Origin of the sequence: Streptomyces sp. NPDC052773 (assembly GCF_044547145.1) — a bacterium.
GTDB lineage: Bacteria > Actinomycetota > Actinomycetes > Streptomycetales > Streptomycetaceae > Streptomyces.
Map to the genome: position 1 here is coordinate 62759 of NZ_JBITZX010000012.1, position 11609 is coordinate 74367.

Consider the following 11609-nt stretch of genomic DNA (forward strand, 5'->3'; position numbering starts at 1 on the left):
CGCTACCGCCCGGGGCCGTCGCGCCCCTGAGGGGCGGCGCCCGCCCCTCATCCGAACCTGTGCCCGGCACCAATGGCGGTGCCGGGCACAGCCGTGCCGCGGGGGAACATTAGACTCGTCGGGCCCGGCAAAAGCTCAACAGCTCTACTGCAAGGAGGCACGGGTGCCGCTGCTGACCCGCATCAGGGGACCGCGCGATCTGGACCGGCTCAGCCTGGAGGAGCTGGACCAGCTGGCAGAGGAGATCCGGACCTTCCTCGTCGACGCGGTCTCCAAGACCGGCGGCCACCTGGGCCCCAACCTCGGCGTGGTGGAGCTGACCATCGCCCTGCACCGCGTCTTCGACTCGCCGAAGGACAAGGTGCTGTGGGACACCGGCCACCAGTCCTACGTGCACAAGCTGCTCACCGGCCGGCAGGACTTCTCGAAGCTGAAGATGAAGGGCGGCCTGTCCGGCTATCCCTCGCAGGCCGAGTCCGAGCACGACATCATCGAGAACAGCCACGCCTCCACGGTGCTCGGCTGGGCCGACGGCCTCGCCAAGGCCAACGAGCTGCTCGAACGCGACAGCCACGTCGTCGCCGTCATCGGTGACGGCGCGCTCACCGGCGGTATGGCCTGGGAGGCGCTGAACAACATCGCCGACGCCAAGGACCGCCCGCTGGTCATCGTCGTCAACGACAACGAGCGCTCCTACGCCCCGACCATCGGCGGTCTCGCCAACCACCTCGCGACCCTGCGCACCACCGACGGCTACGAGCGCTTCCTGGCCCGCACCAAGGACCTGCTGGAGCGCACCCCGGTCGTCGGCAAGCCGCTCTACGGCACCCTGCACGGCGCCAAGAAGGGCCTGAAGGACTTCATCGCCCCGCAGGGCCTCTTCGAGGACCTGGGCCTGAAGTACGTCGGCCCGATCGACGGCCACGACATCGAGGCCCTGGAGTCCGCGCTGGCCCGCGCCAAGCGGTTCGGCGGCCCGGTCATCGTGCACTGCCTCACCGAGAAGGGCCGCGGCTACCAGCCCGCCCTCCAGGACGAGGCGGACCGCTTCCACGCCGTCGGCAAGATCCACCCCGACACGGGCCTGCCGATCGCCTCCTCCGGCGCCGACTGGACCTCCGTCTTCGGGGACGAGATGGTGAAGCTCGGCGAGGAGCGCGAGGACATCGTCGCCATCACCGCCGCCATGCTCCAGCCGGTCGGCCTCGACAAGTTCGCCAAGCGGTTCCCGGAGCGGGTCTACGACGTCGGCATCGCCGAGCAGCACGGCGCCGTCTCCGCCGCGGGCCTGGCCACCGGCGGACTCCACCCGGTCTTCGCCGTGTACGCCACCTTCCTCAACCGCGCCTTCGACCAGGTCCTGATGGACGTGGCCCTGCACAAGTGCGGCGTCACCTTCGTGCTCGACCGCGCGGGCATCACCGGCACCGACGGCGCCTCCCACAACGGCATGTGGGACATGTCGATCCTCCAGGTCGTCCCCGGCCTCAGGCTCGCCGCGCCGCGCGACGCCGACCAGGTCCGCGCCCAGCTGCGCGAGGCCGTCGAGGTGAAGGACGCGCCGACCGTGGTCCGCTTCTCCAAGGGCGCCGTCGGCCCCGCCGTACCGGCCGTCGGCAAGGTCGGCGGCATGGACGTGCTGCGCGAGCCCGGCACCGACCGCCCCGACGTGCTCCTGGTCTCCGTGGGCGCGCTCGCGCCGATGTGCCTGGAGATCGCCGGCCTGCTCGACCAGCAGGGCATCTCCACCACCGTCGTCGACCCCCGCTGGGTCAAGCCGGTCGACGAGGCCCTGGCCCCGCTCGCCGAGCGGCACCGGGTCGTCGTCACCGTCGAGGACAACAGCCGGGTCGGCGGTGTCGGCTCCGCGATCGCCCAGGCCCTGCGCGACGCGGGCGTCGACCTCCCGCTGCGCGACTTCGGCATCCCGCCGCGCTTCCTCGACCACGCCTCGCGCGCCGAGGTGATGGCCGAGATCGGCCTGACCGCCCCGGACATCGCCCGCCAGGTCACCGGCCTGGTGTCCAAGCTCGACGGGAAGTACGAGCGCGCCGCGGCCGACGAGATCGAGGCCGCCCGGGACTGACACCGCGTACCGCCGTACGGGCCGATTTCGCCACTGCCAAGAGTGGTGAAATCGGCCCATTCGCGTGAAACGGCTCGCGTCGGGACATACCTGCCACGCCCCCTCTCGATCATGTCGAGGACGACAAAGCGTGGAGGTACGCCCGTGAGCAGCACCCTCTTCCGGACGAAGAAGGTCGAACAGTCCATCCTCGATACCGAGGAGCCGGAGCACGCCCTCAAGAAATCCCTGTCGGCCCTGGACCTGACGGTCTTCGGTGTCGGTGTCATCATCGGCACCGGCATCTTCGTGCTGACCGGGAAGGCCGCCAAAGAGAATGCGGGGCCCGCCGTAGCGCTGGCCTTCGTCGTGGCAGGCGTCGTCTGCGCGCTCGCAGCGCTCTGCTATGCCGAATTCGCCTCCACCGTTCCGGTGGCGGGCTCGGCGTACACCTTCTCCTACGCCTCCCTGGGGGAGCTGCCCGCCTGGATCATCGGCTGGGACCTGGTCCTGGAGTTCGCGCTCGGTACGGCGGTGGTCGCCGTCGGCTGGTCCGGCTACATCGCCTCGCTGATGGAGAATGTGGGATGGCATCTGCCAGACGCCCTGGGCACCCGGGAAGGGGCCGACGGCTTCGGCTTCGACATCCTCGCTGCCGCCCTCGTCCTGGTGCTCACCGCCATCCTCGTGCTCGGCACGAAGCTTTCGGCGCGGGTCACCTCGGTCGTCGTCGCCATCAAGGTGACCGTCGTTCTCACCGTGATCATCGCGGGCGCGTTTTTCATCAAGGGTGAAAACTACGACGAGTTCATCCCGGAGGCGAAGCCTGTGGGGGAAGACAGCGAAAGTCTTCAGTCTCCGCTGATCCAGCTGATGTTCGGCTGGGCCCCCTCCGACTTCGGCGTGATGGGCATCTTCACTGCTGCCTCCATCGTCTTCTTCGCCTTCATCGGCTTCGACGTCGTGGCAACCGCCGCCGAGGAGACCAGGAACCCGCAGCGGGACATGCCGCGCGGCATCCTGGGCTCGCTCTTCATCTGCACTGCCCTGTATGTTGCCGTATCGATCGTCGTGACGGGGATGCAGCACTACGAGCAGCTCGACGTGAACGCCCCCCTCGCCGAGGCGTTCAAGGACACCGGGCACCCGTGGTTCGCCGGCTTCATCAGCTTCGGTGCTGCCGTGGGCCTCACCACGGTGTGCATGATCCTGCTCCTTGGCCAGACCCGCGTCTTCTTCGCGATGAGTCGTGACGGGCTGCTGCCCCGCTTCTTCTCCCAGGTCCACCCACGCTTCAGGACACCGCACCGGCCCACCATTCTGCTCGGGGTGCTCATCGCGATCCTCGCCGGTTTCACGCCCCTGGGCGAGCTGGCCGAGCTGGTCAACATCGGCACCCTCTTCGCCTTCGTGGTCGTGGCCATCGGTGTGATCATCCTCCGCAGGACACGTCCAGACCTGCACCGGGCCTTCCGCACCCCCTGGGTGCCCGTCATCCCGATCCTGTCGGTGGGCGCCTCGCTGTGGCTGATGATCAACCTGCCCGCCGAGACCTGGGTGCGATTCGGCATCTGGATGGCGGCCGGCTTCGTTGTCTACTTCCTGTACGGCCGCTCGCACAGCCGCCTCGGCAAGCACCAGGAGACCACGATGCAGGACATCGTCGAGGGTCATCCCCACGAGGACCGGTAGTCGGCCCCGCTTCCGACGCGACACCGACGGCCCCGTATGTCCCGCTTCGGCGGGATGTGCGGGGCCGGATAGCGTACGGCGCATGTCCGCCGAGCTCCTCGCCCCGACACCCACCGTCACCACCGCTCCGCGCGCGGGCCACGGCTACTGGCGGCGGCTGCTGCCCGCGCTCGCGGTGCTCGCCTGCCTCACCCGCGTGCCCTCCTTCACCCGGCCACTGTGGAACCCCGACGAGGGCTATCTCGCCGTCCAGGCGCGGATACTGGCGCACGGCGGACAGCTCTACGAAACCGTCGTCGACCGCAAACCGCCGCTCGTGCCCTGGCTGTACGAGGCCGCCTTCGCGCTCACCGGCTCCGGATCGCTCACCTCCGTCCGGGTGCTCGCGATCCTCGCCCAGCTGCTCACCGCCGCCCTGCTGGCCTCGCTGGCCCGCCGCCGCTGGGGCGACCGCGCGGGCCGCACCGCCGGAGTGCTCTATCTGCTGGTCTCCGTCGGACTCAACCCCGAGGACGCGCAGGCCGCCACCTTCGAGGTGTTCATACTGCCCGGCACCGCCGCCGCGATGTGGTGTGCCGACCGGCGCCGCTGGACGGCGGCCGGAGTGGCCGTCGGCTGCGCCGTCCTCGCCAAGCAGACCGGCGGAGCGGTGCTGCTGCCCGTGACCTGGCTGTGCGTCACCTCGGGCGCCGCCCGCACCGGGCTGCCCCGCCTGGCCGCCGGGGCGGCCCTGCCCGTGCTGGCTGCCGCCCTGCTCACCGACCCGCACGGGTTCCTCTTCTGGACGGTCACCGGCTCGACCGCCTACGCCACGTTCTCCGGCTCCCCGCTGCACGCCCTGACCCGCGCCCTCGGCAACGCCGGCATCCTCGCGGCGGCCTGCGCGGGCCTGCTCGCCGCTGTCGCACGGGCGCCGCGCGCCGCGCCCGCCGACCTGTGGCTGTGGCTCGCCGCGTCCACCGGCGCGGTACTCACCGGCTTCCACTTCTTCGGCCACTACTACCTGCAACTCCTGCCCCCGCTCGCCCTGCTGGCGACCGCGGCGCTGCGCACCCTGCCCCGGGCCCACGAGCGGACCGCCGTCCTCGTCTCCGCCTGCGCCTGCGCCCTGTTCCTCACCTGGGGCCTGGCCGCCCCGTGCGCCGAACTCGCCCATGTCCAGCGGGTCGCGGACGCCGCCGCCCGCCGCACCGCCCCCGGCGACCCCGTGCTGATCTGGGGCATGCACCCGGAGACGTACTGGCTCGCCGGCCGCGCCCCCGCCAGCCGCTACCTCACCGCCGGACTGCTCACCAACTACAGCGGCGGACGCGACGGTTCCCGGGTCGGCGAGCGGTACGCCGTCGACGGCGCCTGGCCGGTGCTGCGCCGCGAACTGGCGGCCCGCGCCCCCGCCCTGATCGTCGACGACTCCCGCGGCAAGCCGTATGCCCCCGCGCGGATGCCGACCCTGCGGCGGCTGCTGACGGACCGCTACCGGTTGGTGGGCACGGTCGACGGGGCGGTGCTGTACGCACGGATCCCCTGAGCGCGGGCGGTCCGGTGCGTCACCACGAGCCGATGAGCACGCCGTCGTACGCCCGGCTAGCCGCGCACCGTACGCGGCCCGGTGACCTCCGCGCCCAGCTCCGTCACCCGGCGGCGCAGTTCGCGGTCGGCCGTGACGACCAGGCAGGGGCGGTCGCCCGCCGCGGCGACCAGTTCCACCATGCGGTCGTCCCCGCTGCCCGGCGCCGCCTCGACCCGGACCCCGGGCACCGACTCCACGCCGCGCGCCGCGCCCTCGACCACCAGCACGATCTCGGTGGGCCCGGAGCACCCCGGAATCCCGTCCGCCGCCAGCCGGTCCCGCAGCCGCTCCGCCGCCCCGCGCCGGTCCCGCCACCAGCCGTCCGGCACCGAACCGACGACGTTCGCGGCGTCCACGACGACCAGCAGCGGCGTACTCATGCCCCCAGGGTGCCACGGGCCCGCCCGACGGCCCAGCCCGCCCGGCGGGCGGCACCGGGCGCCCGATTAGAGTGGGGTCGTGTCAATGGTCCGTACAGTGAACGGCGACTGGCTCATACGCGGCCGCGACGGCCGGCTCGGTGTCTACACCACGCGCGACGACTCCGTGTGGTGCCGGGCGGAGCGCCACCCGGGCGGTGACTGGCTGCCGTGGCGCAGGGTGGGCGGAGAGCAGCGCCTGCACCCCGTCCTCGCCGTCGGCCAGGGCGTCGACGGCTACGCGCACCTGGTCGCCTGGCGGCCCACCACCGGCGACGAGTCCGGTCTGGTGCACTCCACCCACTTCCGCGCGCACCTCGCCGCCCTCGACTGGATCCCGATCGGCCACCCGAACAAGAAGGGCCCGCGCACCGGCCGGCCCGCCGTGGCCGTCGACGCCGACGGACGCGCGTACGTCTTCGTCGGAAACCGCGGCAAGGGCGTCCACACCGTCAACCAGAAGGTGCGCGGCGGCTGGAACGCGTGGCACGACCTGAGGGGCTCCAAGGTGCACGAGGAACTCGTCGCCGTCACCGGGGAGTCGGGCCTCGTCGAGCTGTACGGCACCACCCCGACCGGCCTCGTGCGCTGGCTCCAGGAGGAGCCGGGCGCCCGCCCGGTGATGGCCGACCCGCTGCCGGTGCGGATCCGGCCCGGCACCCTGGCCGCCCTGCGCACCTCCAAGGAGCACACGACCCTCTTCTACGCCGACCCCGACGGCACGCTGTACGCCTGGCGCCCTGACGCCGATCCGGTCCCGCTGCTCACCGCCGCGGGCCCCGGCCCGGTGGCCGTGCTGCGCTGTGTCCTGGACGGCCACGACTGCACCCTCCTCGCCCAGCCCTCGGCCTCCGGCCGGGTCGCCTTCGCCGCGTACCCGACCGAGCGGGAGTCCGCGGGCATGTGGTGGACCGAGTCGGGCCCGCGGCTTCCAGCCGGCACCCGGGTGGCCCTCGCGGAGGACGCCCAGGGCCGGGTGGTGGCCGCGACGGTCACCCCGGACGGCGAACTCCGCGTCGCCCGCCAGAAGAACGAGCCGGGCCTGGCCCTGTCGGCGTGGCAGACGGTCTGACCCACGAGACACCCCCTGAAGGGTCCACCTGGCGTCAGCCCGGCGTCAGCCGCCACAGTGAGGTGATCTCCGTGCTCCGTGCGGCGTGGAGGGGATCGGTGGTGTCCTCGGCCCGGGGATGCCGTGGCCGTGTGTCGAGCCGGCCGGCGACGCGCAGGCCCGACGACTCGATGAGGCGCGCGAGTTCGCCGGGCGGCCTCAGACCGAGGCGCTCGGCGAGGTCCGAGAGGATCAACCAGGCCTCGCCGCCCGGCTCCAGACGGTCCGTCAGCCCTGCGAGGAAGCCGCGGAGCATGCCGCTGGCCGGGTCGTAGACGCCCCGCTCCAGGGCGGAGGACGGGCGGGCGGGGATCCAGGGCGGATTGCAGACGACGAGGCTCGCCCGGCCCGCCGGATACAGGCAGGGCCCGGTGACCCGCACCCGCCCGTCCAGGCCCAGCCGGCGGACGTTGTCGCGGGCACAGGCGAGGGCGCGCGGGTTGCTGTCGGTGGCCACCACGCGGCCGACGCCCCGGCGGGCCAGGAGCGCCGCGAGCACACCGGTGCCCGTGCCGAGGTCGAACGCGGTGCCGCCGTGCGCCGACGGCGGCAGCGGGGCGCGCGCGACGAGATCGACGTACTCGCCCCTGACCGGCGAGAACACGCCGTAGTGCGGGTGGATCCGGGCGCCGAGCGCCGGGACCTCGACGCCCTTCTCCCGCCACTGCCACGCGCCGACGACGCCCAGCAGCTCCGTCAGGGAGACCACCAGGGGACCGTGCGGCGGGCCGTACGCCTCGGCGCAGGCCCGGCGGACGTCGGGGGCTCTGCGCAGCCGCAGCGTGTAGTCGTCCTCCAGCAGCACCAGCAACCTGCCGAGCACCCGGGCCCGGTGGCCGCGGGCCCTGCGGTGCAGGTGGAACGCCTCGGCCGGGCTGTTCCCCGGTCGGGGTGGCTTGCGGTCGATGCGGCGGCCCATCGCGGTCAGCAGCCGACGCGCGTGCGGGAAGTCGCCCCGCCACAGCAGCGCCGTGCCCTCGCAGGCCAGCCGGTGGGCGGTGGCGGCGCTCGTCCGGTCGTCGGCGACGACCACCCGGCGGGGCGGGGGAGCGGCGCTCTCGGAGTGCCAGCGGGCGCGGTGGTCGGTGTGGGACTCGGTCCAGTGGATCGTGGCGGACACCACGTACTCCTCGTGTTCGAACGTGCGGGGGCACGAAGAGCACTTCGACGAGGAGCGGGAAAGAGGGTCGAGAAGGTGACGGCTCGGGCTATCGCTCCCGCGTCGAAGCGCGCGAGGAGACGTCGCCGAGCACCATGCCGAGCATCATGCCGCGCGCCATGACCGGCCCTTTCCACGAGGAGCCACGAAGAGACGGAGAAGAGGCTCGCACAGCCGCCGTCCCCCCGGCAAACCGGTGCCCCGCACACCGACAGGCGTGCGGGGCACCGGCGTCGAGCCGCGAGAGGGTTACGCCGGGACGCTCGCCACGCCCTGCGGCAGGAACCGCTTGCCGTTCACCCGCTCGGAGACGCCCTCACGGTCCAGGTACGGCGTGATGCCGCCCAGGTGGAAGGGCCAGCCGGCGCCGGTGATCAGGCAGAGATCGATGTCCTGGGCCTCGGCGACGACGCCCTCGTCGAGCATCAGGCCGATCTCCTGGGCCACCGCGTCCAGGACGCGGGCGCGGACCTGGTCCTCGGTCAGGACGGTGTCGCCCTGCTTCAGCAGCGCGGCGACCTCCGGGTCCAGCTCGGGCTTGCCGCTGTCGTAGACGTAGAAGCCGCGCTTGCCCGCCTCGACGACCGCCTTCAGGTTCGGGGAGACCGTGAAGCGGTCCGGGAACGCCTTGTTGAGCGTCTCGGAGACGTGCAGACCGATCGCCGGGCCGACCAGCTCCAGCAGGACGAGCGGGGACATCGGCAGGCCCAGGGGCTCCACCGCCTTCTCCGCGACGTCGACCGGGGTGCCCTCGTCGATGACGTTCTGGATCTCGCCCATGAAGCGGGTCAGGATGCGGTTGACGACGAACGCCGGGGCGTCCTTCACCAGCACCGCGGTCTTCTTCAGCTTCTTGGCGACGGCGAAGGCCGTGGCCAGCGAGGCGTCGTCGGTCTTCTCGCCGCGGACGATCTCCAGCAGCGGCAGGACCGCGACCGGGTTGAAGAAGTGGAAGCCGACGACCCGCTCGGGGTGGTTCAGCTTCGACGCCATCTCCGTCACGGAGAGGGACGAGGTGTTCGTCGCGAGGATCGCGTGCGCCGGGGCGACCGCCTCGACCTCCGCGAAGACCTTCTGCTTGACGCCCATCTCCTCGAACACGGCCTCGATGATGAAGTCCGCGTCCGCGAAGCCCTCGGCCTTGTCGAGGACACCGGTGACCAGCGCCTTGAGGCGGTTGGCCTTGTCCTGGTTGATCCGGCCCTTGCCGAGCAGCTTGTCGATCTCGGCGTGGACGTAGCCCACACCCTTGTCGACGCGCTCCTGGTCGATGTCGGTCAGCACGACCGGCACCTCGAGGCGGCGCAGGAAGAGCAGGGCGAGCTGCGAGGCCATCAGACCGGCGCCGACGACACCGACCTTGGTGACCGGGCGGGCCAGCGACTTGTCCGGGGCGCCCGCGGGACGCTTGCCGCGCTTCTGCACCAGGTTGAAGGCGTAGATGCCGGCGCGCAGCTCGCCGCCCATGATCAGGTCGGCGAGCGCCTTGTCCTCGGCGTCGTAGCCCTGCTGGAGGTCGCCGTTCTTGGCGGCGGCGATGATGTCGAGGGCGCGGTAGGCGGCCGGGGCCGCGCCGTGCACCTTGGAGTCCGCGATGAAGCGGCCCTTGGCGACGGCCTGGTCCCAGGCCTCGCCGCGGTCGATCACCGGGCGCTCGACCTCGATCTCGCCCTTGAGGACCGACGCGGTCCAGATGAGGGACTGCTCCAGGAAGTCGGCGCCCTCGAAGATCGCGTCGGCGATGCCCAGCTCGTAGACCTGCTTGCCCTTGAGCTGCTTGTTCTGGTTGAGGCTGTTCTCGATGATCACCGAGACGGCCTTGTCGGCGCCGATCAGGTTCGGCAGCAGGGTGCAGCCGCCCCAGCCGGGGACCAGGCCGAGGAAGACCTCGGGGAGGGAGAACGCGGGGACGGCCGCGGACACCGTGCGGTAGGTGCAGTGCAGGCCGACCTCGACGCCGCCGCCCATCGCGGCGCCGTTGTAGTAGGCGAACGTCGGCACGGCGAGGCCGGACAGCCGCTTGAAGACGTCGTGGCCGCCCTTGCCGATGGCGTAGGCGTGGTCCCACTCCTTCAGCAGCTCGACGCCCTTGAGGTCGGCGCCGACGGCGAAGATGAACGGCTTGCCGGTGATGCCGACGCCGACGATCTCGCCGTCCGCCGCCTCCTTCTCGACCTGGTCGATGGCGGTGTTCAGGTTCGCCAGCGACTGGGGGCCGAAGGTGGTCGGCTTGGTGTGGTCGTGCCCGTTGTCGAGGGTGATCAGGGCGAAGCGCCCGGCGCCCAGGGGCAGGTCGAAGTGGCGCACGTGCGCACTGGTGACGACCTCGTCCGGGAACAGCTCGGCCGCACCCTTCAGCAGTTCAGCGGTGGTGCTCACTTGTCCCCCTCGAAGTGCGGGTTCTCCCAGATGACCGTCGCGCCCATGCCGAAGCCGACGCACATGGTGGTCAGGCCGTAGCGGACGTGCGGCTGCTCCTCGAACTGGCGGGCCAGCTGCGTCATCAGGCGGACGCCGGAGGAGGCCAGCGGGTGACCGAAGGCGATGGCGCCGCCGTACTGGTTGACGCGCGCGTCGTCGTCGGCGATGCCGTAGTGGTCCAGGAAGGCCAGGACCTGGACGGCGAAGGCCTCGTTGATCTCGAACAGGCCGATGTCGGAGATCGTCAGGCCCGCCTTGGCGAGGGCCTTCTCGGTGGCCGGGATCGGGCCGTAGCCCATGACCTCCGGCTCCACGCCCGCGAAGGCGTAGGAGACCAGGCGCATCTTGACGGGCAGGCCGTTCTCGCGCGCGAAGTCCTCGGAGGCGATGATCGAGGCGGTGGCGCCGTCGTTCAGACCGGCCGCGTTACCGGCGGTGACTCGGCCGTGGACGCGGAACGGCGTCTTCAGGCCCTGGAGGTTCTCCAGGGTGGTGCCCGGGCGCATCGGCTCGTCGGCGGTGACCAGACCCCAGCCGGTCTCGCCGCCCTCCGGGTTGGTGCGGCGCACCGAGATCGGCACCAGGTCCTGCTGGATCTTGCCGTTGGCGTACGCCTTGGCGGCCTTCTCCTGGGAGCGGACCGCGTACTCGTCGGCGCGCAGCTTGGTGATCTGCGGGTAGCGGTCGTGCAGGTTCTCCGCGGTCATGCCCATGAACAGGGCGGACTCGTCGACCAGCTTCTCGGAGACGAACCGCGGGTTCGGGTCGACGCCCTCGCCCATCGGGTGGCGGCCCATGTGCTCGACACCGCCGGCGATGACGGCGTCGTAGGCGCCGAAGGCGATGGAGCCGGCCGTCGTCGTCACGGCCGTCAGGGCGCCCGCGCACATCCGGTCGATGGAGTAGCCGGGGACCGACTGCGGCAGACCAGCGAGGATGCCGGCCGTGCGGCCGAGGGTCAGACCCTGGTCACCGATCTGGGTGGTCGCGGCGATGGCGACCTCGTCGATCTTCTTCGGGTCCAGGCCGGGGTTGCGGCGCAGCAGCTCCCGGATCGCCTTCACGACAAGGTCGTCGGCGCGGGTCTCGTGGTAGATGCCCTTCGGGCCCGCCTTGCCGAACGGGGTGCGGACGCCGTCGACGAAGACGACGTCCCTGACGGTACGAGGCAC

Annotated in this window: 8 protein-coding genes; 4 read left to right on the top strand and 4 right to left on the bottom strand. The window is 71.8% G+C overall.

The features are described 5' to 3' along the window. Positions 1–163: 163 nt before the first annotated feature. The 3 genes from dxs to ACIG0D_RS24960 all read left to right on the top strand — a co-directional run bounded on the left by dxs (position 164) and on the right by ACIG0D_RS24960 (position 5285). Positions 164–2086, top strand: a complete 1923-nt coding sequence (gene dxs / locus ACIG0D_RS24950; protein WP_399804821.1) for a 1-deoxy-D-xylulose-5-phosphate synthase — start codon at positions 164–166, stop codon at positions 2084–2086. Positions 2087–2230: 144 nt separating this feature from the next. Then, complete coding sequence (locus ACIG0D_RS24955) at positions 2231–3757, top strand: amino acid permease (protein ID WP_399805278.1); 1527 nt, start codon at positions 2231–2233, stop codon at positions 3755–3757. 82 nt (positions 3758–3839) lie between these two features. Then, positions 3840–5285, top strand: coding sequence for a glycosyltransferase family 39 protein (locus ACIG0D_RS24960; protein WP_399804824.1), 1446 nt, complete (start codon positions 3840–3842; stop codon positions 5283–5285). Between the two features lie 56 nt (positions 5286–5341). Here ACIG0D_RS24960 and ACIG0D_RS24965 read toward each other — a convergent pair whose 3' ends face one another. Continuing rightward, positions 5342–5707: an NTP pyrophosphohydrolase gene (locus ACIG0D_RS24965; RefSeq protein ID WP_399804827.1), complete on the bottom strand. Its 366-nt coding sequence runs from the start codon at positions 5705–5707 to the stop codon at positions 5342–5344. A gap of 85 nt (positions 5708–5792) precedes the next feature. Here ACIG0D_RS24965 and ACIG0D_RS24970 point away from each other — a divergent pair, with 85 nt between their 5' ends. Further along, positions 5793–6818, top strand: coding sequence for a hypothetical protein (locus ACIG0D_RS24970; protein ID WP_399804830.1), 1026 nt, complete (start codon positions 5793–5795; stop codon positions 6816–6818). Between the two features lie 34 nt (positions 6819–6852). On the opposite strand, the gene ACIG0D_RS24975 is transcribed toward ACIG0D_RS24970, so the two are convergent. From ACIG0D_RS24975 to ACIG0D_RS24985, 3 genes are all read right to left on the bottom strand, one after another. After that, a complete protein-coding gene (locus ACIG0D_RS24975) occupies positions 6853–7977 on the bottom strand; it encodes a methyltransferase (protein ID WP_399804833.1) in 1125 nt (374 codons plus the stop codon). Positions 7978–8265: 288 nt separating this feature from the next. Next, the gene (locus ACIG0D_RS24980) at positions 8266–10395 is read right to left on the bottom strand and encodes a 3-hydroxyacyl-CoA dehydrogenase NAD-binding domain-containing protein (protein ID WP_399804836.1); all 2130 of its coding nucleotides are present in this window, start codon (positions 10393–10395) and stop codon (positions 8266–8268) included. Next, on the bottom strand, positions 10392–11609 hold the full coding sequence (locus ACIG0D_RS24985) for a thiolase family protein (RefSeq protein ID WP_399804839.1): 1218 nt from the start codon (positions 11607–11609) through the stop codon (positions 10392–10394). Before ACIG0D_RS24985 ends, ACIG0D_RS24980 begins: the two co-directional genes overlap by 4 nt.

Excerpts from the sequence above, each read along its gene's own strand:
- ACIG0D_RS24970 (WP_399804830.1), top strand. The coding sequence starts at position 5,793 with ATGGTCCGTACAGTGAACGGCGACTGGCTCATACGCGGCCGCGACGGC.
- ACIG0D_RS24960 (WP_399804824.1), top strand. The coding sequence starts at position 3,840 with ATGTCCGCCGAGCTCCTCGCCCCGACACCCACCGTCACCACCGCTCCG.
- ACIG0D_RS24965 (WP_399804827.1), bottom strand. The coding sequence starts at position 5,707 with ATGAGTACGCCGCTGCTGGTCGTCGTGGACGCCGCGAACGTCGTCGGT.